The organism is Chitinophaga sp. (assembly GCF_039596455.1).
Taxonomy (GTDB): Bacteria; Bacteroidota; Bacteroidia; order Chitinophagales; family Chitinophagaceae; genus Chitinophaga.
Window position 1 is genome coordinate 1,345,521 of sequence record NZ_JBCNJR010000001.1, and the last position, 25,192, is coordinate 1,370,712.

The 25,192-nt window shown below is 53.9% G+C and carries 16 protein-coding genes; 5 read left to right on the forward strand and 11 right to left on the reverse strand.

Translation table 11 applies throughout. The annotated features are described in order from the left end of the window. The first annotated feature begins 93 nt into the window (after positions 1-93). The gene (locus ABDW36_RS05665) at positions 94-1,641 is read left to right on the forward strand and encodes an FAD-dependent oxidoreductase (protein ID WP_343700905.1); all 1,548 of its coding nucleotides are present in this window, start codon (positions 94-96) and stop codon (positions 1,639-1,641) included. 4 nt (positions 1,642-1,645) lie between these two features. Then, positions 1,646-2,803: a zinc-dependent alcohol dehydrogenase gene (locus tag ABDW36_RS05670; RefSeq protein WP_343700906.1), complete on the forward strand. Its 1,158-nt coding sequence runs from the start codon at positions 1,646-1,648 to the stop codon at positions 2,801-2,803. Here the strand turns inward: ABDW36_RS05670 and ABDW36_RS05675 are convergent. The 4 genes from ABDW36_RS05675 to ABDW36_RS05690 form a co-directional block, all read right to left on the reverse strand. Continuing rightward, positions 2,793-3,056 (reverse strand): hypothetical protein, encoded by a 264-nt coding sequence (locus ABDW36_RS05675; RefSeq protein WP_343700907.1) that lies wholly within the window; start codon positions 3,054-3,056, stop codon positions 2,793-2,795. The two genes, ABDW36_RS05670 and ABDW36_RS05675, sit on opposite strands and share 11 nt — an antisense overlap. 84 nt (positions 3,057-3,140) lie before the next feature. Beyond that, complete coding sequence (locus ABDW36_RS05680; RefSeq protein ID WP_343700908.1) at positions 3,141-4,388, reverse strand: response regulator; 1,248 nt, start codon at positions 4,386-4,388, stop codon at positions 3,141-3,143. 13 nt (positions 4,389-4,401) lie between these two features. Continuing rightward, entirely contained in the window at positions 4,402-10,434 is a 6,033-nt protein-coding gene (locus ABDW36_RS05685; RefSeq protein WP_343700909.1) for a HAMP domain-containing protein, read from the reverse strand. Positions 10,435-10,618: 184 nt separating this feature from the next. Beyond that, positions 10,619-11,116, reverse strand: a complete 498-nt coding sequence (locus ABDW36_RS05690) for a CinA family protein (protein ID WP_343700910.1) — start codon at positions 11,114-11,116, stop codon at positions 10,619-10,621. A 62-nt stretch (positions 11,117-11,178) separates the two neighbouring features. Here ABDW36_RS05690 and ABDW36_RS05695 point away from each other — a divergent pair, with 62 nt between their 5' ends. Then, a complete protein-coding gene (locus tag ABDW36_RS05695) occupies positions 11,179-11,388 on the forward strand; it encodes a KTSC domain-containing protein (RefSeq protein ID WP_343700911.1) in 210 nt (69 codons plus the stop codon). On the opposite strand, the gene egtD is transcribed toward ABDW36_RS05695, so the two are convergent. The 5 genes from egtD to ABDW36_RS05720 form a co-directional block, all read right to left on the reverse strand. Next, positions 11,342-12,325 (reverse strand): L-histidine N(alpha)-methyltransferase, encoded by a 984-nt coding sequence (gene egtD / locus ABDW36_RS05700; protein WP_343700912.1) that lies wholly within the window; start codon positions 12,323-12,325, stop codon positions 11,342-11,344. The two genes, ABDW36_RS05695 and egtD, sit on opposite strands and share 47 nt — an antisense overlap. 40 nt (positions 12,326-12,365) lie before the next feature. Next, on the reverse strand, positions 12,366-13,511 hold the full coding sequence (egtB, locus tag ABDW36_RS05705; protein ID WP_343700913.1) for an ergothioneine biosynthesis protein EgtB: 1,146 nt from the start codon (positions 13,509-13,511) through the stop codon (positions 12,366-12,368). Then, positions 13,508-15,055 (reverse strand): ABC transporter permease/substrate-binding protein, encoded by a 1,548-nt coding sequence (locus ABDW36_RS05710; protein ID WP_343700914.1) that lies wholly within the window; start codon positions 15,053-15,055, stop codon positions 13,508-13,510. The genes egtB and ABDW36_RS05710 overlap by 4 nt, the downstream gene beginning before the upstream one ends. Before the next feature lie 139 nt (positions 15,056-15,194). Continuing rightward, on the reverse strand, positions 15,195-15,911 hold the full coding sequence (locus ABDW36_RS05715) for an ABC transporter ATP-binding protein (RefSeq protein WP_343700915.1): 717 nt from the start codon (positions 15,909-15,911) through the stop codon (positions 15,195-15,197). Further along, on the reverse strand, positions 15,904-17,283 hold the full coding sequence (locus ABDW36_RS05720; RefSeq protein ID WP_343700916.1) for a mercuric reductase: 1,380 nt from the start codon (positions 17,281-17,283) through the stop codon (positions 15,904-15,906). The genes ABDW36_RS05715 and ABDW36_RS05720 overlap by 8 nt, the downstream gene beginning before the upstream one ends. Positions 17,284-17,338: 55 nt before the next feature. Here ABDW36_RS05720 and ABDW36_RS05725 point away from each other — a divergent pair, with 55 nt between their 5' ends. Beyond that, positions 17,339-19,333, forward strand: a complete 1,995-nt coding sequence (locus ABDW36_RS05725; RefSeq protein ID WP_343700917.1) for a family 10 glycosylhydrolase — start codon at positions 17,339-17,341, stop codon at positions 19,331-19,333. A gap of 78 nt (positions 19,334-19,411) precedes the next feature. Here ABDW36_RS05725 and ABDW36_RS05730 read toward each other — a convergent pair whose 3' ends face one another. Together ABDW36_RS05730 and ABDW36_RS05735 are read right to left on the reverse strand one after the other, a co-directional pair. Then, a complete protein-coding gene (locus tag ABDW36_RS05730) occupies positions 19,412-21,103 on the reverse strand; it encodes a glycosyl hydrolase family 28 protein (protein ID WP_343700918.1) in 1,692 nt (563 codons plus the stop codon). Between the two features lie 58 nt (positions 21,104-21,161). After that, the gene (locus ABDW36_RS05735) at positions 21,162-23,633 is read right to left on the reverse strand and encodes a cation-translocating P-type ATPase (protein ID WP_343700919.1); all 2,472 of its coding nucleotides are present in this window, start codon (positions 23,631-23,633) and stop codon (positions 21,162-21,164) included. 214 nt (positions 23,634-23,847) lie between these two features. On the opposite strand from ABDW36_RS05735, the gene ABDW36_RS05740 reads away from it, so the two are divergent. Beyond that, the gene (locus ABDW36_RS05740; protein WP_343700920.1) at positions 23,848-25,128 is read left to right on the forward strand and encodes an MFS transporter; all 1,281 of its coding nucleotides are present in this window, start codon (positions 23,848-23,850) and stop codon (positions 25,126-25,128) included. The last annotated feature ends 64 nt before the right edge of the window (positions 25,129-25,192 follow it).

Consider the following 25,192-nt stretch of genomic DNA (forward strand, 5'->3'; position numbering starts at 1 on the left):
ACAGTTGATTCATTAAAAATGATGCCATAAGCTCATGGCTGTTTGCATGGCATATGATTTGGACTTTTCACAATAGAACGAAACTCACGCACCATGAACACAAGAGACGGACGTTGCACAAGCCTCTGGCAGGGAAGCTGCAACATTTACCAGGCAAGGCCTGCCGTAAATGAAGATAATTTTTACGATGTGATCATTGTAGGCGGCGGCATCACCGGTGTAAGCACCGCCCTGCAACTGCAGGAAGCGGGGAAACGCTGCCTGCTGCTGGAGGCCAACCACCTTGGCTTTGGTACTACAGGCGGCACCACGGCCCACATCAATACACTGCTGGATACGCCATACATTACCATAGAAAAGAACTTTGGCCACGAAAATATGCTGCGCACCGCCCAGGCCGTGAAAGACGGACTGTTGCACATCAAACGCAACATAGACCACTATGCCGTCAGTTGTAGCTTTTCAGAGGCAGATGCGTATTTATTTGCACAAGATGAGGATCAGGATAAAGAACTGGAAAAAATAGCCGCTGCTACGGCTGATGCGGGCGTACACGTACATAAGGCGGAAAAGATACCGGTGCCCATTCCTTTTACAACCGCCATCCGCGCGGAAGGGCAGGCAAAGTTTCACCCGCTGGAATACGTGTTTGGCCTGGCCCGCGCCTTTGAGCATATTGGCGGCACCATCATACAACGATGCCGTGTAACAGGTGTAGAAAATAACGACCGGGTGGAGGTGGAAACCAGTGGTGGTAATTTCATGGCAAAAGACCTGGTGTACGCCACGCATATTCCACCCGGCGTTAATCTCCTGCACCTCCGCTGCGCACCCTACCGCAGCTACGCCATGGCAGTGCTGCTGGAAGATGACCAGTACCCTTCAGACCTGGCTTATGACATGGCAGACCCTTACAATTATTACCGCACCCAGGAAGTAGAGGGCCAGCCTTACCTCATTGCCGGCGGTAAAGACCATAAAACGGGCGAAGCTTCCAATACGGAGGCCTGTTTTGCACAGCTTGAAAGCCACCTGCGCAAGTATTTCCGCATCAGGGAAGTAGTGTATAAATGGTCTTCCCAGTATTTTGAACCGGCAGACGGCCTGCCCTACATCGGCCACCTGCCCGGGCAGCCGGAACATATTTATGTAGCCTGCGGGTATGGCGGCAATGGTATGATATACAGCAGCGTGGCGGCTACGCTCATTACCAAACAGATACTGGAAGAAGCCAGCCTTTACGCCGAGCTCTTTGACCCCAACCGCATCAAGCCGGTGGCAGGTTTCAGGAATTTTATCAAACACAATGCAGACGTAGTGCGGCAGTTTGCCGGCAAATTGCTTTCCGGTGAGAAACTGGAGCAGCTGGCAGACCTGGCGCCGGATGAGGGGCGCCTTATAACGTACGAAGGCAGGAAGCTGGCGGTATACAAGGATGAGGCCGGACAACTGCATGCCGTGAGCCCCCACTGCACACACCTGCAGTGTGACGTTAAATGGAACAGCGCAGAACAGTCATGGGACTGCCCCTGCCACGGCAGCCGCTTTGATGCGGACGGATATGTGCTCACCGGCCCGGCAGACCGTGACCTTGAAAGGGTGAGCCTGGGTACTATGACAGCAAAATCACTTCAACAATAACAATATGAAAGCAGCAGTTTTTCACCGGCCCGGCAACATCCAGGTAGATACGGTAGACGACCCGCGTATTGAAGACCAGCGCGATATTATCCTGAAAGTGACTTCCACGGCCATATGCGGCTCAGACCTGCACATCCTGAGCGGCGCTGTACCGCAGGCGGCCAACCTGGTAATGGGCCATGAGTTCATGGGCATCGTGGAAGAAACAGGCATGGGCGTTTCAAAGCTGAAAAAGGGAGACCGTGTGGTAGTGCCTTTTCCTATTGCCTGCGGCGAGTGTTTTTTTTGCCGCCATGCTTCGCCGGTGAACTGCGAAAATTCCAACCCCGAAAAATACGGCCCGGGAGGCAACATGATGGATGAGAAAGGAGGCGGGCTTTTCGGTTATACAGACCTCTACGGCGGCTACGCCGGCGGGCAGGCGGAATATGTACGGGTACCGTATGCAGACGTAGGCCCGCGCGTGGTGCCTGATAACATGACGGATGAACAGGTACTGTTCCTCACAGACATATTTCCTACCGGCTGGGCCGCTATTGACTGGGCGCAGATGAAAGGCGGTGAAGTGGTGGCCATATTCGGTTCAGGCCCCGTGGGGCTGATGGCGCAGAAAGCGGCCTGGCTTAACGGAGCGAGCCGTGTATTTGCGATAGACCCCCTGCAATACCGCCTCAACAAGGCCAAACTGGTGAATAATGTGGAAACCATTAACCCGCATGACACGGACCCTGTAGAGGCCATCCGCGCTGCCACCGGCGGGCGTGGAGCGGATATTTGCGTGGATGCGGTGGGCTTTGAGCCGGAAAGGTCTTTCATGGACAAGGTGAAGGCCACGGTCAATTTTGAAAAAGGCTCTATGGAAGTGATAGAGAACTGTTTCAAAGCGGTGCGGCGCAATGGCAAGGTCTCTATTGTAGGCGTGTACGGCAGCCCATATGACAATTTCCCTGTACACCGTATGTTTGACAAGGGTATCAGCATCTTCCAGGGGCAAGCGCCCGTGCATAATTATATAGATCAGCTCATCAGCCTTGTAACGGAAGGCAAAGTGATACTGGATGACATTATTTCCCATACGCTGCCGCTAACGGAGGCGCCGCAGGCGTATCATATTTTTGACAAAAAGGAAGACGACTGTGTGAAAGTAGTGCTTAAACCATAGCCTGCTCAAGATTTGCACTGTCCAGGAAGATGCTCAGGCAAGGTACATGAAAGGTAGGAAGGTAGAACCACTCTTTCTTCACGAGCCGGTTCTTTACTTTCTCGAACAAACTGAATTGGTAGGAACGATTGTTGCCCTGATACATGGCTGTTTGCCGCAATTGCTCAAAGATGCATTTGCCTTGCTGAACAGTATCATAATCAACGTAACACATCGGGCCGTCTGGAGTATTAAAAATGAGCCTCGATTCCATGATGTTAGGTTTTCATTAAAAAATTCTGAAGGACAAGGAAGGTAGCACATTTGTACCATATGGCCTAAACATTAACAAATGTGTTTAAAACGCTTGCAGATCTTTCAACTGCTGTTTCTCCGGTATGCCTATAATAAAGGTAGTGCCTCTGTCTACTTCACTGGTGGCGCTGATGGAACCATTGTGGTGCTCCATGATCTTTTTGCAGATGGAAAGGCCTATACCGGTGCCTTCAATTTCCTGGTAGCTGTGCAGGCGCTTGAACACGGCAAAAATATCTTCCAAGTAGCGGTTGTCTATGCCAATGCCATTGTCTGTTATGAAAATCTGGTAAGTGGCAGTGCCGGTGTCTTCCAGGGCCTCTCTGCGGGCGTAGATGTGCACTATCGGGGGCACCTGCTTTTTCCTGAATTTGATGGCGTTGCTCAGCAGGTTGTTGAATACCTGCCGCATCATGGTAGGTATTACCGGTATGCAGGGTAAGGGGTCTACCTGTATGCTGGCCTGTGTTTGCTGTATGTTGATCTCCAGTTCAGACACGGCCTCTTTCACGATCTCGTTCAGGTCTGCTTCCACAAAATCCCAACCCTGCGCCGAGTGGCGGGAGAAGCGCAGCAGGTCGTCTACCAGTTGCTGCATGCGGCGAGCGGCTTCAGCTATTTTGTCGGTGTATTTTTCAAGGTCTGCATCATTATTTGTTTTTGAACGGAGCATATCTGTAAACACCCTTATTTTACGGAGCGGCTCCTGCAGGTCGTGAGAAGCTACGTAGGCAAAACGGTCCAGCTCCTCATTCACTTTTTTGAGGTGTACGTTGCTGCGGTGAAGCTGGCGGTTCAGCTCCCTGATCTTCAGCGCAGCAGCCTCTTTTTCCTCTATTTCCCGCTGCAATTGCGCGTTGGCTTCCAGCAGGTTTTTCTCCTGCTCCTGCAGGGAATGGGTTTTCCGGTACAGCTCTACAAAGAGGCCTACCTTGATGCGCAGCAACTGCGGGTTGATGGGCTTGTGAATAAAATCTACCGCGCCTACATGATACCCTTTGTAAACTGCTTCCTCTTCATGTGTGTGGGCGGTAATGAAAATGATGGGGATGTTTTTCAGCTTCTCCCGCTGGTAAATGAAGGAGGCCGTCTCAAAACCGTTCATATCAGGCATCTGTACGTCCATCAATATCAGGGAAAAATCTGTGTCTTGCAAAAGCACTTTCAGCGCGGCGCGGCCTGAATTTGCCTGTACAATGGCATACTGCTCGTTTTCCAGGATGGTTTCAATGGAAAGGAGGTTGTCTTGCCGGTCATCTACGACCAATATTTTCACAGGGTGTTTATTCACAGCTTTACATTTATTATCTGTATAGCCAGATCCGCATCAGAGATAACAACTGGTCTATTTTCAGAGGTTTGGTAATATAGTCAGAAGCGCCGGCCTCCAGGCATTTTTCCCGGTCTCCCTTCATGGCCTTGGCCGTTACGGCAATAATAGGCAGTGCGTTGTTCTTGTGCTCGCGTCTTATTTTCTGCATGGTTTCATAGCCGTCCATTTCTGGCATCATAATGTCCATCAGCACTATATCTATATGATTGTTCTCTCCCAGTTTGTTCATGGCCTCTTTGCCGCTTTCCGCCGTGATGGTGTTGATGTGGAACCTTTCAAAAGCAGTGGTGAGGGCAAAAAGGTTACGCACATCATCATCTACCACCAATACGGTTTTATGGCTGAGCACATCTTTTTGCGAGCGCAGGTCTTCTATCAGCTTTCTTTTTTCTTCGGGCAGGGCATGGTGGTTGATGTGCAGCTGCATTACTGTTTCTTCCAGCAACAGGTCAAGCGAGTTAACGTCTTTGAGTAATATTTTATTGGCATACTGCTTCAGTTTTGCTTTTTCGGTTTTGCTGAAATCTTTGGCGGAGTAGACTATCAGCGGGGTAGTTTGCTGGCGGTGTGCGGACTGGATGCCGGCCAGCAGGTCTGTTCCTTCCATGTCCGGCAGCATATAGTCTGCAATAATGCAGTCATAAACCGTGCTTTCCAGCTGTTCTAGGGCCACTTGGCCGCTCTGTGCAAAATCAAGCGTTATCAGGCCGTCGCTGTCCAGCAGGCGGGCAATCTGGGAAGCATCGGGCTGGTTGTCTTCTACTACCAGTACCCGTTTCTGCTTTTGTGAGGCCTGTTGCGCAATGGTCTGGAACAGTATGGTCAGTGCCTCCGCTTTCAGCGGCTTCAGGCTAAAGCTGCGCGCGCCGCGCTGCATGGCCAGCAGCCTGTTCTCTTCGCCTGATATGAGGTGAATGGGGATGTGGCGCAGGTTCACATCATTCTTGAAGAGGTCCAGAATGCGCCAGCCGCTGGCATCGGGCAGCTTCACATCCAGCGTTACGGCTATGGGATTGTATTTGTTGGTGAGGTCAAATACTTCCCCGAAACTGATGGCCACCACTACCTTCAGGCCCAGTTCATGCGCCTTGTCCTGCATAATGCGGGCAAAGCGAACATCATCCTCAATGATCAGCACTACCTGGTCTGTTTCGGTGATGTTGTTACGGTCATCTCCTATTTCGTTAATGATCTCGTTGAGGTTGTCAAGGTCTTTTGTTTCCGGCGCCTTGACGGGTTCAAAGGCGTGCGGCATAGTGCGGGGCCTTGCGGGCTGCTCCATGTTGGGACTGAACTGCAGCGGCAGGTACAGTGTGAAAATACTGCCCATGCCGGCTTCGCTCTCCAGTTCAATGGAGCCGCCCAGCAGGTCTGCGAGGCCGCGGCTGATGGAGAGGCCCAGCCCGGTGCCCCCGTATTTTCGGCTGGTGGAGCCTTCCGCCTGCTGGAAGGCTTCAAAGATGATGTTCTGTTTGTCTTTCGAAATGCCGATGCCGGTATCCCGTATCTCAAAGGCTACCACCTGGTCTGCATGATCGAGGTTGGCGTTGGGCATTTTCCATTGATGGTCTGCCTGGTACACCCGCAATCTCACTTCGCCCTTTTCCGTGAACTTGAAGGCGTTGCTCAGCAGGTTTTTCAGTATCTGGTTAAGGCGCTGCACGTCTGTTTCCAGCGTTTGAGGCAGCTTTTCGTCTATCTCCACGCTGAAGCGCAGGTTCTTGTTTTCGGAAATATGTTTGAAAGTGGTTTCCACAAAGGAGATCACTTCCTGAATACGCACTTTGATGAAATCTGTTGAAATGTAGCCGGACTCTATCTTTGAAAGGTCAAGTATGTCATTGATCAGCTGGATGAGGTCATCTCCGCAGCTGTGAATGGTTTTGGCGTAGCGTACCTGCTTTTCGTTGAGGTTGCCGTCGTGGTTTTCATACAGTTGCTGCGCCAGTATCAGCAGGGAATTGAGTGGTGTGCGCAGCTCGTGAGACATATTGGCCAGGAACTCTGATTTGTATTTGGACGTGAGCTGCAGCTGCTCCGCTTTTTCTTCCAGCGAGCGGCGGGCTTCCTCCACTTCCCGGTTCTTTTCTTCCACTTCGTTCTTTTGTTTTACAAGCAGATGGGCCTTGTCTTGCAGCTCTTCATTGGCCTTGCGCAGCTCGTCTGCCAGGGACTGGGATTGGGCCAGCAGGTCTTCCGTTCTGGTATTGGCCTCAATGGTATTGAGCACTATGCCAATGCTTTCCGTAAGCTGGCTGAGAAAATCAAGGTGGGTTTGGCTGAACGCATCAAAGGTGGCCAGTTCTATTACCGCTTTTATTTCCGTTTCGAACAGCACGGGCAGCACAACGAGGTTGAGCGGAGGGGCCTCGCCCAGGCCGGAAGATATCTTGATATAATCCGCCGGTACATTGGCAAGCAGAATACGTTCCTTGTCTACCGCGCACTGGCCTACCAGGCCCTGGCCCAGCGCAAACTCGCGGGTAATGTGAGAATCTTCGCCATAAGCATAGGAGGCCAGCAGCTTCAATTTCGGGTTGGCGGCATTTTCATCCTGCTTCAGCACGTAAAACATCCCTTTTTGCGCGTTCACCACGCGCGCGAGTTCTGACAGGATGCGGTTGGTAACCGTGTGGAGGTCTTTCTGGCCCTGCAGCATCTGGGTGAAGGTGGCCAGGTTGGATTTGAGCCAGTCTTGCTCCTGGTTGCGAAGGGTAGTTTGCTTGAGGTTGGTGATCATCTGGTTGATGGTATCTTTCAGCTGTTCCACTTCCCCTTTCGCTTCCACGCGTATCATTTGCGTGAGGTCTCCTTTGGTAACGGCAGATGCCACGGCGGAAATGGCACGCACCTGCGTGGTGAGGTTTTCCGCCAGCTGGTTCACGTTTTCCGTAAGGTTTTTCCAGATGCCGGAGGCGCCCGGCACGCTGGATTGTCCGCCCAGCCGTCCTTCTACACCTACTTCCCTGGCCACGGTAGTAACCTGGTCTGCAAACACGGCCAGGGTGTCTATCATTTCATTGATGGTTTCTGTGAGCTGGGCCACCTCCCCGCGGGAGACCACGGAGAGCTTCTGCTTCAGGTTGCCGGTGGCCACGGCGGTCACTACTTTGGCAATGCCGCGTACCTGGTTGGTGAGGTTGGATGCCATCATGTTCACAGAATCCGTCAGGTCTTTCCAGGTACCGCCTACGCCCTGCACTTCCGCCTGTCCGCCCAGCTTCCCTTCTGTGCCTACTTCGCGCGCTACGCGGGTCACTTCGAACGCAAAGGAGTTGAGCTGGTCAACCATGGTATTGATGGTGTTTTTCAGGTCCTGTATTTCTCCTTTTACGTCTATGGTCACTTTTTTGGAAAGGTCTCCGGAGGCCACGGCCTTGGTTACTTCCGCAATATTGCGCACCTGTGAGGTGAGGTTGCCGGTCATGTTGTTCACAGAGTCCGTCAGGTCTTTCCAGGTGCCTGCCACGCCGGGTACAAAGGCCTGCCCGCCCAGCTTGCCGTCCGTACCCACTTCACGGGCCACACGGGTTACTTCGGAGGCAAATGCGCGGAGCTGGTCTACCATGGTATTGAGGGTTTCCTTGAGCTGGAGTATTTCTCCCCGCACGTCTACCGTAATTTTCCGGCTCATGTCACCGTTGGCCACTGCAATGGCCACATCGGCAATGTTGCGCACCTGCGCGGTGAGGTTGCCGGCCATCATGTTCACGGAATCCGTGAGGTCTTTCCAGGTGCCGCCTACGCCGGGCACGTGTGCCTGTCCGCCCAGCTTGCCCTCCGTGCCTACTTCCCGCGCTACGCGGGTTACTTCGGAGGCAAAGGAGCGGAGCTGCTCCACCATGGTGTTGATGGTATTTTTCAGTTCGGCAATTTCACCTTTAACGTCTACCTCAATTTTGCGTGACAGGTCTCCGTTGGCTACGGCGGTGGTTACTTCCGCAATGTTGCGCACCTGCGAAGTGAGGTTGGAGGCCATGATGTTCACAGAATCCGTCAGGTCTTTCCAGAGGCCTTCTACTCCCGGTACGCGGGCCTGCCCGCCCAGCTTGCCTTCAGAACCTACTTCCAGCGCCACGCGGGTCACTTCCGAGCCGAAGGCATTCAGCTGGTCTACCATGGTGTTGATGGTGTTTTTCAGCTCGGCAATTTCCCCGGCCACGTCTACGGTAATTTTTTTGGAGAGGTCTCCTTTGGCCACGGCGGTGGTTACTTCCGCAATGTTGCGCACCTGGCCGGTGAGGTTGGAGGCCATCTGGTTCACGGATTCCGTGAGGTCTTTCCAGGTGCCGCCCACGCCCTGCACTTTGGCCTGCCCGCCCAGCTTGCCTTCCGTGCCTACTTCCAGCGCCACGCGGGTTACTTCAGAGGCAAAGGAGTTGAGCTGGTCAACCATGGTGTTGATGGTTTTTTTCAGCTCGGCAATTTCGCCGGCTACGTCTACGGTAATTTTTTTGGAGAGGTCTCCCTTGGCCACGGCGGTGGTTACTTCCGCAATGTTGCGCACCTGGCCGGTGAGGTTGGAGGCCATCTGGTTTACGGATTCCGTGAGGTCTTTCCAGGTACCGCCTACGCCCTGCACTTTGGCCTGCCCGCCCAGCTTGCCTTCCGTACCTACTTCCAGCGCCACGCGGGTTACTTCGGAAGCAAAGGAGTTGAGCTGGTCTACCATGGTGTTGATGGTATTCTTCAGCTCCAGTATTTCTCCTTTCACGTCTACGGTAATTTTTTTGGAGAGGTCTCCCTTGGCCACGGCGGTGGTTACCTCTGCAATGTTGCGTACCTGGCCGGTAAGATTGCCGGCCATCTGGTTCACAGATTCCGTGAGGTCTTTCCATACCCCGCCTACGCCTTTTACGGTGGCTTGTCCGCCCAGCTTGCCTTCCGAGCCTACCTCGCGTGCTACGCGGGTTACTTCGGCAGAGAAAGAGTTGAGCTGGTCTACCATGGTATTGATGGTGTTTTTCAGTTCCTGTATTTCGCCCTTTACGTCTACGGTTATTTTCCGGGAAAGGTCTCCACGGGCCACGGCGGTGGTTACTTCCGCAATGTTGCGCACCTGGCCGGTGAGGTTGGAAGCCATCTGGTTCACCGAGTCTGTCAGGTCTTTCCAGGTACCGGCAACGCCCATTACTTCCGCCTGTCCGCCCAGCTTGCCATCAGTACCCACTTCGCGGGCTACGCGGGTTACTTCGGAGGAGAAGGAGTTGAGCTGGTCTACCATGGTATTGATGGTATCTTTCAGCTCCAGTATTTCACCTTTTACATCTACGGTAATTTTTTTGGAGAGGTCTCCCTTGGCCACGGCGGTGGTTACCTCTGCAATGTTGCGCACCTGCGCGGTCAGGTTGCCGGCCATGAGGTTCACGGAGTCTGTGAGGTCTTTCCATACGCCGGCCACGTCTTTAACAGTGGCCTGCCCGCCCAGCTTTCCTTCGGAGCCAACTTCACGGGCTACGCGGGTTACCTCCATAGAAAAGGAGTTGAGCTGTTTTACCATGCCGTTCACTTCTGTGGCAATGCGGCCAAATTCCCCCTGCAGCTCATGGCCTTCCAGTTGCAGCGGCATTTCGGTAGAAAGGTTGCCTTTGGCCACGGAGCTGATCACATGCGCAATTTCTATAGTGGGGTGTACGAGGTCGGAAATGAGGCTGTTGATGGAGCCCACTGCGGTATTCCAGGAGCCGCGTGCGGTGCGCGGCAGGGCCACGCGGTGGTTCAGCTTGCCCTGGCGGCCAATGGTATTGCGGGCAAGGGCCAGTTCTTCCACCAGCGTTTCATTCAACGAAATGATATCGTTCAGCGTATCACAGATCTTGCCTGTGAGCCCGGTTTTATCTACCGGCATGCGTACGCCAAAATTCCCGCTCTTTACTTCGGTGATTACGTTCAGCAACTGTCGAACGTCCAGCTCTTCCTGCCCGTTTGTAGAAGGTTGGGGATTTTTCTCTACACTTCGGGCGGTGGCAAGGGTAGATTCCACGGTTTTTTTCCGGGTATTCATGTTAACGGATTTCAGTACAGGAAAGTATTAATAAAAAACGATATGCATATTCTTATTTACACTGACGCCGGAAGCAAACACTGATTTTGTATCGCTTGTCATATTAACGTGGATCATATGCAATTTTTAGGCCATGGCATCAGGTCCGGGAAGGTTGTTCTGCCTGGCTGCGGCGCGGCATATATCAGCTTTCATTGGGGAAACCATGTTCCAGCATATTATTAAACGCGGCCAGCAAATAGTCCGTATAATATTTCTGCACATTAATGGCCGGCGCTTCATTGGCTTCAAGTTTTCCTTCCAGCAATATTTCCTTCCGGAAAGCAATGGCGTAGTAGGCAAACAGCTGCTGACCGCTTTCGGGCACGGGCGTGGCGTAGCCTGTGATGGCAATGCCCCAGTCGCTACGGAAGAGGTCTGTAACGGCCCGCGCCATTTCCGCAGCCACGCGTCTGTCTACACAGTTGGTCTGTTCTGCATGGATGGGTTCTACACCCAGGTGTTTGTATTTCTGGCCAAGGTTGTAGGCAGTAATGCCGCCCTGGAAGAAACGCACCGCTTCATCTGCGCTGGCTAGCGCCAACTGCAGAAAACCTGCAGTAACGCTTTCTGCAACGGCTATTGTCTGGTTTTTCCGGATCAGTTGTTCCTTGATATGGCTGAGCAATGCTTCATCGAACATAACGTATAAAAAATAAAATCTGTGCCAGAAAGCATTGGCATTATTTTTTTGTGGACGTATGTATGCCTTCTTCTGTAGTACAAAGCATGCGGTACAACCCGGATACCCATACGTTGCGCATCAGGTATGTGTCCGGCATTGTGTACGATTACAAGAACGTACCGGAAGAGGTATTTGAGGCCATGAAAGCAGCGGGGTCAAAAGGCCGTTTCCTGAACCAGCATATTAAAGGGCATTATGACTTTGTGAAAGTTCCCACAGCACATCGGTAAACCAGCGCCTGCCGTCAAAAAAATACTGCACGGGCCTGAAGCCTGCTGCGTTGGCCAGTTGCCTGGTTTCTTCCACGCTATACTTCTGGGATATTTCCATGAATACCGGTTCGTCTTTTTTAAACCTGATAAGGTGTTCTCCGAGTTGCACCTGCTGGTCTGTATTACTGACCAGGTAACTTTTGCAGGCGCCCGTCAGCGGATCGTAGGTGGGGAAGTGATGGAACTGGTTGATGTCGAAATCCGCCCCCAGCTCCCGGTTAATGCGGGTAAGCAGGTTGAGGTTAAAATCCCGTGTGATGCCCTGCCTGTCGTTATAGGCATCCAGTATCAGCTGCGGCTGCTTGCGGAGATCGAAACCGATGAGCAGCAGATCCCCCGGCTTCATTTGTTCCCGCAGGCGGCGGCAAAACTTCACGGCTTCTTCCGGCGTAAAGTTGCCGATGCTGCCGCCCATGAACATCACCACCTTGCGGCGTGCGGAGAGATAGTCTACCGTTTCAAGCATATCTATATACTCCCCGCGAAGCCCCTGCACTTGCAGGCCAGGCAACTTGACGGGCAGGGTATTTTGCAGCTGCGCAATGATGTTCTCCGAAATATCTATGGGGAAATAAGCCTGCTCCGGGTTGCGGCGGTGCAGCTCTTCCAGCAGGTAAAAAGATTTGGAAGCATCTCCTGCGCCCAGCTCTACCAGGCTGAACGGCGTGGCGCCCAGGGCATCAGCCATGGCCACAGTTTGTGTAGACAATATTTCCAGTTCGCAACGGGTGAGGTAATATTCCGGCGTGCGCATGATCTGCTGGAACAGGGCGTCTCCAGCGGCATCGTAGAAGTACTTGGATTGGAGGTATTTAGGCGTGCCCGTCAATCCCTTCACCACATCCTGATAAAATTGCTGCGTGGCTGTTTGCTGTTGTGTTATGGCTGTTTTCATCGTCTCTCCCTTTTTATGTTTTACACTGCCGGTAATATGTTTATACTGCAAGCCTTATACCTGTCAGCTGCCAGCGAAGGTGCGGGTGGAAAAAGTTTCTGTATGTGGGGCGGCTGTGGCCGGGTGAAGTAAAGGAGGAGGCGCCCCGTAGTACCTTCTGGTTCACCATGAATTTGCCGTTGTATTCGCCTACCGGGCCGGCTACACGCTGAAAGCCGGGGTATGGCAGATAGGCGCTTTCCGTCCACTCCCAGCGGCGGCCCCATTGCAGCTTTGGCGCTGCTGCTTCCCATTCAAACTCCGTAGGCAGCCTGCCGCCTTTCCAGGCCGCGTAGGCCGCGGCTTCATAAAAACTGATGTGGGTAACGGGCTCTTGCAGCGCCAACGGTTGCAGGCCCTGCAAAGTGTAAGTATACCAGTTGTCTTCAATAAGGTACCAGTAGAGCGGCGCGGTAATGGCGTTGTTCTTTACCCAGTCCCAACCCTCCGCATACCAGTGCTCAAATTGCCGGTAACCGCCCTGCTGCATAAAGGCCAGGTACTCTTCATTGCTGACCAGGGAAGCTGCTATTTTGAATGGCTGCAGGTATACCTGGTGGCGGCCCAGTTCATTATCATAACAAAAGCCGCTGCCTGTATAGCCTATTTCGTAGAGGCCGCCTTCCACGCTGATCCAGCCGGGGCGCCCGGCGGCTTCTTCAGCGGGCAGCGCGGGGTCATATGCGGGAAAGAGCGGGTTGTGGCCAAGGATGTACTTTATATCCGTCCACAAAAGCTCCTGATGCTGCTCCTCATGGTTACAGCCCAATACTACCAGGGTACGCACTTCTTCGCTCAAGGGGCCGGCCAACAGTTGCTCCATGGCCTGATCTACGTATACCCGGTACCGGTAGATGTCGTTTACCGTAGGGCGACTGAGATTGCCGCGCTGCGTGCGTATCACTCTTGCGCCGAGACTTTCATAGTAGCTGTTGAACACGTAATTGAAGTTACTGTCAAACTCCGTATATCCGGGCAGGTGGGCCTTTAGCACCAGTGTTTCAAAAAACCAGGTGGTGTGGCCCAGATGCCACTTGGGTGGACTTACATCTGCAACAGGTTGTACTACGTAGTCTTCCGTGTGCAGCGGGCTGCAAATGCGTTCCGTCAGTTTCCTTACGCTCCTGTATTGTTCGGTCAGGCTCATGGTGTGGTGATTTTTGCCAGGTCAGAAATTGTGTGCACCCGCAGTTCGTCTGCTTTTTTTCGCTGCATCATCAGCGCGTACGCATTATTGAACCCGATGGGCTGCAGCCACCGGAGGTTATATTGCTGCATAAATTGTGCCTGTACGTAGCGGTACACGCTGTCTTTGTGCTGCACCAGGCGCGTAACCGTGTCTGCCGGCGGTTGTAGCAGCACCAGCAGGCCCGTGCCCGTGTATTCCGGGTAAAAGTCTATCTGGTTATTGGTTAGCGCATCAAAGCAGATCTTGGTACCGCCCAGCCCGGTTTTGGAAGACACGGCCAGGTCTGTATGCCCTTCAATGAGCATGCGGTACATTTCGAGCAGAATGTATTGTTCTGTAAAGATCTTGGAGCCTATGCGCACCACGCCTTTGTTGCCATGGCGCGGCGGCCGGTAGAGGCCTTGCTGCTCCAGGAAGCTTTTGGCCACGCTTTCCGGGCTTTTTTTAAGGAAATCAGCCTGATAGTTCAGCAGTGTCATCACGGAGTCAGAGATGCGGCCGGCCAGCAGGTTGAGCGTGCCTTCCAGTTCAGGATGCTGTTCCAGTATGCCGCTGCGGATGAGCGGGGCGGCGTAGTAGGGAGGGAAAATGGTTTTGTCGTCTTCGAGCGTTATCAGGTCAAACGCCTTGATGCGCCCGTCTGTGCTGTAGCCGCTGATCAAGTCCAGCTTGTTTTCATGCATGGCCTGGTACATCACCGCATCGTTGATCACCACGTTGCGCATGTTGAGGCGGTATACTTTTTTGAGGCCCAGGTAGCCATCCATGCGGCCCATAAATTCCGGGGTAAAGCCTGCCAGCAGCTTGCCGGCAGATGAAGTGGCCGGCAGCATGGCCAGGAAGAGCACAGCTATGCCGAGTGCAGCGGCCAGCCCCAGCCGCCATTTTAGTTTCTTCTGCAGCCTGCCCAGCAGAAAATCGAACAGGAGCGCCAGCAATGCCGCAGGAATGGCGCCGGCCAGTATCATATGAGTGTTGTTGAGGGCAATGCCGCCGAAGATAAATTCTCCCAGCCCGCCCGCTGCAATGTACGCCGCCAGCGTAGCCACGCCTACATTGATGACCGTGGCCGTTCTGATGCCGGCAATCAGCACCGGCATGGAAAGCGGGAGCTCCACCCTGAACAGTACCTGGCTGCCCGTCATGCCCATGCCGCGGGCCGCTTCTTTCACAGTGGCGTCTACACCAGTGATGCCCGTATAAGTGTTACGCACTATAGGCAGCAGGGCATACAGGAAAAGCGCTACGATGGCCGGTTTAGGCCCGATGCCGAGCAGCGGTATCATAAAGCCCAGCAGGGCTATGCTGGGAATAGTTTGCATAACGCCCGCAAAACCCAGCACAAAGCCGGCCAGGCGCGGCCTGCGGGCAATGAGGATGCCCAGCGGCACACCCAGCGCAATAGCGATGGCTACGGATACCAGGGTGAGGTTGATATGCGTGAGCGTTTGCTGCGCCAGTTTGCCGGATTGCGATTGCAGGAATTCAAAAAATTCATTCATAGTTCAAGGCTCTCGTAACACAGCCAGGCTGTGAGGTGTGTGGTTTTATCAAAAGTGCATTCGCCGGAATGCATGCACAGATCCGTTGGCCGGGCGCTGCCGCCCGAAGGCAGGATGTGTTATTGTCTACATGCGTTTTTCACAATTTCAGGAACGTTCTCACAAATTCATTCGCCGGCCACTGCTGCAGCTCTTCCGGCGTTCCCATCTGAACAATGCGGCCTTTGTCCATCAGGCACACCCGTGAAGCCAGGGCAAATGCTTCCTGTACGTCATGGGTGACCATGATGATGGTCTTTCTTCTGAATTCTTCCAGTTCACTGAACTCCTTGCTTATCCTGCTGCGGGTAATAGGGTCCAGCGCACCAAAAGGCTCGTCCATCAGCAGCACCGGCGGGTCTGCCGCCAGCGCCCTTGCCAGGCCTACGCGTTGCTGCTGGCCGCCGCTCAACTGGTGGGGGTACATATGGGCATGCTCGCTCCAGCTGAGGCCCAGCTTTTGCATGAGGGCCGCGGAGCGGGCGCGCACGTCTTCTTTTTTCCAGTGCTGCAGGCGGGGTACCACGGCTATGTTCTCCGCCACGGTGTAGTGGGGGAACAGGCCGGTATGCTGCAGCACGTAACCCATGCCGCGCCGGAGCCGGGCAGGTGGTATAGTGGCCGTATCCGTTCCATGGAGCAGTACAGTGCCTTCATCCGGTTCCAGCAGGCGGTTGATCATTTTCAGCGTGGTGGTTTTACCGCAGCCGCTGGTGCCCAGCAAAATGAAGTTTTCACCTTCCGCTACCGTAAAAGATACCTGCTGCACGGCTTGCACGTTGCCGAATGTTTTGCCAAGATTACGTACTTCAATCATCGTCCAGTGTCATAAACAGATTATTCAGCGATTCTGAAAACAAGGGATGCGCAAATATGGTATTGCGCAGTTGTTTGTAACCGATATTCCCCATCATGGCCATTTGCAGCACAGTCATTATTTCCCCGCCGCTTACGGAGAGCACGGCCGCGCCCAGTATCTGGCCGGTTTTGGCGTCTGTTACGGCTTTGATGAGGCCGCGGGTTTCGCCTGTTTCTATGGCGCGGGCTACTTTAGACATGGGCAGCTTTGCGATCTTTACGGCCATGCCCTTTTCACGCGCTTCCTGTTCTGTAATGCCAATGCGGCCCAGCTCAGGGTCTGTGAACATACAATAGGGCACGGGCCGATGTTTGATGGAAATATTCTTTTTGTTCAGGATACTTTCTGCTACTACAATATAGTCATTATAAGAAATATGCGTGAAAGCCGGGCCTTTTTTAACATCACCCAGCGCGTAGATGCCTGGAACGCTGGTTTCGAGATACTCGTTCACCGGTATGAATCCTTGCTCATCCGGGGTAATGCCGGTTTTTTCCAGCTGCAGGGCTCTGGTGGCAGGCGCTCTGCCGGTAGCTATGAGCCAGTGGGAAGCCTCCAGCACCTGCCCGTTTTCCAGGGTGAGCGATACGCGGCCATTACCGGCGGGGGCTGCCTGTTGTACGCTGGTATGGGTGATGATGCGGATACCGTCTTCCTCCAGTATCTGGCGGACGGCTCCGGCTACATCTTCATCTTCCCGGCGAAGAATGCGGCTTCCACGCTCTACAATTGTTACCTGGCTGCCGAAGCGGCGGTACATCTGCCCCAGCTCCATGGCAATATAACCGCTGCCAAGCACCACCAGGTGTTCCGGTACTTCCTGCAGGTCAAGCATGCCGGCAGATGTGAAATAAGGTACGTCATGGATGCCGGCAATAGGTGGAATAACCGGCTGGGCACCGGTGTTGATGAAAATATGCTCCGCGGTGTATTGTCCGTTGACGGTTTTATGTCCGGTGAAAACACCTTGCTCCTTTATCACATCCAGGTTGGCCGTTTTTTCAAGGCTTTTGGCAAGGCTGCCGCGGAAGGAGGAAACGATCTCATTCTTTCGTTTAATCACTGCTGTTAGGTCTACAGGCCCGGCTTGCAGCGGTATGCCGAACGCGGGCGCACGGGAGGCAATGTACTGCATACGGGCCACGGCAATCATGGTTTTGGTAGGGGTGCAGCCGGTGTTGATGCAGGTGCCGCCCAGTTGCGCTTCTTCCAGCAGCAGCGTACGGCGGCCGGCGGCGGCCAGTTTTTTGGCCAGCGGGTTGGCGGCCTGGCCTGAACCGATAATGATAGCGTCATATTGCTTCATGGGCGGCAGGTTTAAAGTTTTCATAACAAGCCATCTGCTGCAATGTTTAATTCATGAAAACAGATGCTTAATTTTAACTATGCAAAAGTTATACTATGTTGCTATGATATTGCTGGTATGCGCCTGCACCCCGGCAAAAAAGACAACCAAAATCGCCCCGCACCCCAAAGCCACTGCAGAGTTCAGGGCAGCATGGGTGGCCACCGTGGCCAACATCAACTGGCCCTCCAAACCGGGCCTCACTACCGCGCAGCAGCAGGAGGAAGCCATCGGGCTGCTGAATTTCCTCGCTGACCACAATTACAATGCCGTTATTTTCCAGGTGCGGCCGCAGGCGGACGCCCTGTACCAGAGCAGCCTGGAACCCTGGTCCTATTACCTTACCGGCCGGCAGGGGCAGGCGCCCGCGCCCTTTTACGACCCGCTGGCCTTCTGGGTGGAAGAGGCGCACAAACGCGGCCTTGAGCTGCATGTCTGGCTCAACCCTTACCGCGCACATCACGTGGCGGGCGGTGAAGTAACGGATAGTTCCGTGGTGAAAAAAATGCCTTCGCTGGTGGTGCATCTCAAAGAAGGTTACTGGTGGTTTGACCCGGCCAAAAAAAGCACGCAAGACCATGCGGCCGCCGTAGTGCATGATATTGTAAGCCGTTACGATATAGATGGCGTACACTTCGACGATTATTTCTATCCCTATCCGTCTTATAACGGCGGTGACGATTTTCCTGATAAAGACAGCTGGGAGGCATATCAAAGATCCGGTGGAAAACTTTCCCGCGCGGACTGGCGACGCCACGCGGTGAACGTTTTTATTGAAAGGCTGTACAAAGAGATCAAGGCTACCAAAAAACACGTAAAGTTTGGCCTGAGCCCCTTCGGCGTATGGCGGCCCGGCCACCCGCCATCCACGGCCGGCGGTTTTGACCAGTATGCTGATCTATATGCGGATGCGCGCCTGTGGCTGAATAAAGGGTGGATAGATTATTTCTCGCCACAGCTTTACTGGCCCATCAACCGCATCCCTGTAAGTTTCCCGGTATTGCTGGGCTGGTGGCAACGGGAGAATACGCAGCAGCGGCATCTCTGGCCGGGCATCAGCATAGGGCGCGATACAGGCCGCCTCAGCCAGCAGGAAACCATGAGCCAGATCATGATCACCAGGGGTATTATGCCTGATGACATGGGCGTTATTCACTGGCATGTTTCTTCTGTGGCCAATAATCCCAACATGGCGCAGGCATTGTTGAACGGCCCTTACAAACAGGGAGCGCTGGTGCCGCCCAGCCCCTGGCTGAGTAACACAGCGCCTGCAGCGCCCGCCGTGCATATGGAAGAGCGGACGGACTCCGTCTACCTCAGCTGGGAGCACCCGGATGCCGGCAACGTATTCAGGTGGGTGGTATATTACAAATACGGCCCGCAATGGGCGTACACCATCTATCCGAAAGATGCGCGCACTGTTGCCATACCCGCAAAGGCAGGGCCCTACAAGCTGGCTGCCGCGGCGGTGACGGCGGTGGGGCGCACCGGCAACGAAAGCCCTTTTGCCGAAAAACCTACAACAATAGAGATTATACCGCGCTCCGGCTGGGGCGCCAATGCCCCCAAACCATACCGCTCGCAGCAACCGGTGCGCATCACCATTCATCACGAAGGCACCCGCTTTGACACTACCCAAGACGCAGCGAAGCACATTAAAAACGTGCAGGTATGGGGCATGGGAAAAGACCGGAACTGGGCAGACATTCCCTATCATTTCCTGATTGCGCCGGATGGTACTATCTACGAAGGCCGCAACGTATTCACAGCTGGAGAAACTGCTACAGAATATGATCCGAAAGGCCATCTCCTCATTACCTGCATGGGCAATTTTGAGGAGCAGACCGTCAACCCGCAGCAGCTGGATGCGCTGGTGAGGCTGACGGCATATGCCTGCCGGAAGTACAATATTCCTTACAGCACTATAGCCTCCCACAAAGATCATTCAACGCAAACGGCCTGCCCCGGAAAGAATTTGTACCAGTACATCCAGAGCGGGTATATCAGCGAGCAGGTGAGGGATTTGGTAGAGTAAAGGTATCCTTCATAAAGAAGGAACCGTATCATCTGGCACAGCTCCTTCTCTGTACATCTCAAATACGCGGTCACATTTTCAAGACCGCATTATCACCGCCTTTTTCTCGGCCCCTTTCAGCAACACCAACGGTTGCGCTGCCTTCCTTATATCCCCGCCATCCACCTGTATACCTTCACAGGCCGTGCCTTCTACCTGCAACAATGCCGCTGCTGGTGTGAGCAGACGGGTAGCGGTCAGCAAAATATCTTTCGATTGAATAAAACGCAGCAGCGGTGTGCCGGCGCTGCCTTTGGCACTGAGGCCGCTGATGGCCGCATCCTGCACATTGTCAAATACAATGGCCGGGCGGGCGTCAGCTTCTTCATATTCCAACCGCACGTTCTGCAGCGTGAGTCCCTTCACATTGCGGGCATAGAGGCCGTAGGCGGGAGGGCCGCCGGGCTGTTTGTCCCACACACCAAAGTACTCCGCCGCTATGGCCGGCACCTCTTTGGCTGCCTGCTCTTTGGTGCCGCCGCCTGCGTATTGTACGTGAACGTCCGTGAAGCTGATGTTTTCGAGGTAATGCTCTCCCATGGCGTTCAAGGTGATGCAGGAATTTTTTTCGCCTTCCCAGGTGTGGAGGTCAAAGTGAATATCAGGGTGAGGCACCGGCAGCTTTAGTACTGTGGCCCTGATGCCGCTGAACACCAGGTTGCGGATATATGGCTTGGCGGTGGAAGGCGCCGGGTTGCTGTTATTGCTGGTACCGCTGAAACCAATGCCGATGGGCCCGGTTACATTGCGCATCACAATATTGGAGAAGGTGAAGTTCTCTATGGCGGCCCGGCCTGCGCTGATCTTGATGGGACAACCGTATGTGTCGTAAATAAGGCAGTTTGACACGGCTATGTTTTGCGATTCACCGCCGCCAAAGCGGAAAATAGACCAGCGCGTACTGAAGCTGCAATTGGTAACGGTTACAAACTGGTTGCTGCCAAAAAGCGCGCAGGCATCATCCTGGCACTGCACGTCGCAGTTAACAATATGCACATAGCGGCAGCTGTTGAAATGGAAGCCGTCATTGTTTTTGTTCACCCGGTTGTAAATGCGGATGCCGTCAATGTGTATGTGATGGCATTGCAGCAGGCGCACGCAGTGATAGGCGCTGGCGGTGAGAAAGGTGTTGGCCAGCCGGAGGTTGTTGCACTCGTGAAAAATAAAAAGATGCGGCCTGTCAAAGTTACCGCCTACGCCATGCTGCCCAGGGCCGGTGTTATCTCCCTTGCCGTTGTAAAATGCCAGGCCGTTGCCGTCTATGGTGCCGTTGCCTTCGATGGTCAGGTTGTCTGCCTTCACGGCGTAAAGGAATACGATGTTGCCATTGCCGGGCGGCACGCCTTTGCCGGCTGTATAATCTTCCCGCCGCGGGCTGCCCAGCAACCTGCCGCCGGCAGTGAGGCGGAGGGTTACGTAAGATTTCAGTTCCAGCGTGCCAGAAAGAAAATCTCCTGCCGGTACCAGCACGGTACCGCCCTTTGCTTGGTTGCAGGCGTCAATAGCTGCCTGTATGGCTTTGGTGTTGAGGGTTTTGCCGTCTCCTTTGGCGCCGAAGTCGGTGATGTTGTAAATACGGGCGCCATCGTCTGCGGCCGGCGTGCCGGATGTTTGGGCTTCGGGAGAAGGGGCCATGCCGAAGGCCCTCCCGGTGGCTGTAAGGCCGGCGCCTACACCAGCCGTGGCGATAGCGCCCAGCCAGTTACGGCGGGAAATGTGCTCGTTAGTCATAAGTGGAATTTTTTGTGCAATCGTTTGCACTACAAGTAACTAAAAAGAACTGAGAAATTCAACTCCTGCTGCGTTTCACCCACTTCCACCCTTCCATCCATATCACGGAAAGAATACCGATACCAACAGCCAGCATCAGCTGCCCGAACAAAGGCGACTGGAATTTGAAAAATGCGGCAAACGGCGGAACGTACACAATGGCCACGGTCAGCAAAACAGACAGCAGCAGTACAAACCGGAGCAGGCGGTTATTGTAGCGAACGGTGTACAGCATGGAATAATAAAAGGAGCGGTTTACCAGCGTTAATACCACGTTGGCGCTCATGAGGGTAATAAATACCAGTGTGCGCACAAGATCTTCCTGGTAGCCGTTGTACACCGCATATTGGTAAACGCTGAGGGTGCCAACGGTGATCATCAGGCCTTGCAGTATGCTGGTATTCAGCTCCCGCCAGTTCAGGAATGTAAGTGTGGCGGGCCGGGGCGGTTGCAGCATGGTATTTTTTTCCATGGGTTCGTTCTCATACACAATAGAACAGGTGGGGCCCATGATCAGTTCCAGGAAGATGACGTGAACAGGCGTAAAGATGTTCGGGTATATCCAGCCCAGCAGCAAGGGCAGGGTAACGGTGAGAATAATGGGAATGTGGATGGACAGGATGTATTGAATGGCTTTTTTCAGGTTGCTGTATATTTTGCGGCCCATGGCCACGGCGTCTACCATTTTTGAAAGGTCATCGTCTGTGAGCACGAGGGAGGCAGCCCTTTTGGCTATTTCCGTTCCCTTATGGCCCATGGCAATGCCAATATGTGCCGCCTTCAGCGCAGGCCCGTCGTTCACGCCGTCTCCCGTCATGGCCACTATCTGCTGGTCTGCTTTCAGGGCGTTGATGATGCGCAGCTTGGCCGTGGGGAACATGCGGGTGAAAATATTCACTTCCCTGACCGCGTTGGCCAGCGCCGCCTCTTCCATTCCGGCAATTTCATCTCCGGTAAGGGCCTGGCTGCCTCCCCTGAAACCTGCTTGTTGCGCAATAGATACCGTGGTGGGCGTATTGTCTCCCGTAATGATCTTTACCCGTATACCGGCTTCGTAGAAACTGTTGAACACCGCGTGAATGTTGTGTTTGGGGGGATCGTAAAATGCCACGAGGCCCGTGAAAACAAATGGGAGCGCCTGTTGCGCCGCGGGGTAATCTGTGCCTTCAAACGTGCTGCGTGCCACGCCCAGCACGCGGTAACCCTTGCCGGCCAGGGCATTCACCTGCGCGCGTACTTCCTCCGCCTCCTGCTCCGGCAGCTGGCAGCAGGCCAGTATGGCCTCAGGGGCGCCTTTGGCGGCTATCATGCGGTTGCCGGCGGCATCGGCAAATACATGTGTCATCATAGGCGGTTTGCCGCCCAGCGGGTATTCATGCACCATGCGGAAGGCGGGCCGCTCGTCTGCCGGTGCGGTAGCCGTATAAGCCGCATGCAGCGCAATTTCCATCGGGTCAAAAGGTTGGGTTTCACTGGCCCACATCGCTACGGAAAGCACTTCCTGTGCGGAGGGCACCGCCCAATCGTGATACACCTGGCGGCTGCTGTGCGCATACAACGCAGCCAGTTCCATCCTGTTTTCTGTAATGGTGCCGGTTTTATCTGTACAGATCACGCTGGCGCTGCCCAGCGTTTCTACGGTTTGCGTCTGCTTCACGATGATGCCCATCTGCATCAGCCGCCAGGCGCCCAGCGCTATGAAGGTGGTGAAAGCCACGGGTATTTCTTCAGGAAGAATAGACATGGCCAGCGTAAGGCCTTTCAGCAGGCTGTCCAGCACATTGCCGGAGTGATAGAAATTGATGCCCCATACCAGCAGGAACACGCCTGCGCCTGCAATGGCCATTTTAGTAACAAAGCTGCTGATCTGTTTTTGCAGGGGAGATTTTTCCACCCTGATCTCTTCCAGGGAACGGCCAATTTTGCCCAGCTCCGTTTGGCTGCCCACGGCCGTCACCTCACACCAAGCCATGCCGCTGATCACCGCCGTGCCCTGGAAAAGAATATCGTCTTCATTTTTCCTTACGGCAAATGCTTCACCGGTGAGGATGGACTCGTTAACAGACAGATCATTGGCCCGTAGTATGCGCCCGTCTGCCGGTATCTGCTCTCCTTCTTCCACCACCATCACGTCTCCCTTCACAATGTCCGCACTGGCCACTTCCTTTTCAATGCCGTTACGCACCACCCGCGCCGTAGGTTTGTTCAGCGCTTTCAACGCTTCCAGCGCATTGCGGCTGCGGGAATCCTGGTAGATGGAAATGGCTGATACCAGTACTATGGCGGCAATCATAAAAACGCCTTCGCTGGTCTCTCCCAATATAAAATAGATAATGCCCGCGGCTACCAGCAGTATGAACATGGGCTCCGTGACGGTTTCCCGGATGGCAGACAGCAGGCTGCTCTCTTCTTTCGATTGCAGCTCATTGGTGCCGTTCTTCAGGCGGGACTCAATTACCTGTTCGTCTGTCAGGCCCTGGGGATTTTGCATGCTATATGATTTGGTTCAGTAACTGTGCTGTTAAAGGTAATCAATCAGTTCCTTTTGCCGGATTGGCGGGGGCATAAATTTATCCTGCTACGGTTTCCTCCTTTATTGTCGCAAAAAGCCCGCACATTGTCAGGTATGCCCATGCCTCAAATAGCGGTTTAGCCGTAAGTTGCGAAGGAAAATCTGCGTAAATTCGTATACAATGCCTGGCTATATGCGTGCTTTTTATTTCGTACTTGTTAATTCGCTCGTTGCGTCTGTTACCAACACTTTTGTATGGTTTGCCGTTACCTTCTGGGTATACCTGCAAACAAAGTCCGTTATGGCCACGTCTTTCATGGCAGGCATCTACATTGGCACGGTGGCCCTCTCCGGCTTTATGCTGGGCTCTGTGGTAGACCGCTACCGGAAAAAGAAAGCCATGATGATTTCGAGCATTTGCTCCCTGGTGCTTTACATACTGGCCGCACTGGTGTACATGCTGTCTCCCGTGGAAGAATTTACGGATGCGGGCAGCCCCGTTCTATGGGCCTTCATCATATTCACGCTGTTTGGCGCGCTGGCGGGTAACATCCGCAATATTGCGCTGCCCACCATGGTTACCATCCTGTTGCCGGAACCGGAGCGGGACAAGGCCAACGGCCTCATTGGCAGCGCCAACGGCACGGCCTTTCTGGTGGCATCCATCCTGAGCGGCATGGCCGTAGGCTTCCTGGGCATGTACTGGACGCTGGCGGCCTCCATCGGGCTTACCCTGCTTACCATCGGCCACCTGTGGGCCTTGTCTATCCCTGAAAAAGAAATTGTACATACGGAAGAGGGCGGCGGCAAGGTAGACATAAAAGGTACCATCAAAGCCATCCGGCTTATACCGGGTTTGTTTGCGCTGATCTTCTTCAACACCTTCAACAACTTCCTGGGAGGGGTGTTCATGTCACTGATGGATGCCTACGGCCTGTCACTGGTGTCTGTGCAGGTATGGGGCATTTTGTGGGGCATACTGAGCCTGGGTTTTATAGTAGGCGGACTGGTGGTGGCCCGCAAGGGCTTGGGCAAGCACCCCATCCGCACCCTGTTTATTGCGAATATTGTGATGTGGACCATCTGCATCTTTTTCACCATACAATCTTCTATCATACTGCTGGCCATGGGGCTGTTCATTTACCTGTGCCTCATTCCGGTGGTGGAGGCGGCAGAGCAGTCTATCATACAGCGTGTGATACCCCCCGAGCGGCAGGGCCGTGTGTTCGGTTTTGCCCAAAGCATTGAGCAGGCCGCATCACCGTTAACGGCATTTATGATAGGGCCCATAGCGCAGTTCATATTCATCCCTTTTATGACCACCGGCGCGGGCGTAGACCTGCTGGGCAACTGGTTCGGCACGGGGAGCGACAGGGGCATTGCGCTGCTGTTTACCGTAACGGGCATGGTAGGGCTGGTAGTGACCATGGTGGCCATGCGCTCCCATTCTTACAAGCTGCTGGTGAAAATATAGGAAACGGGCGCAAGAATGTCGCATAAGCCCCATCTATTGTCGTGTTCTGCCATGTAAAAAGCAA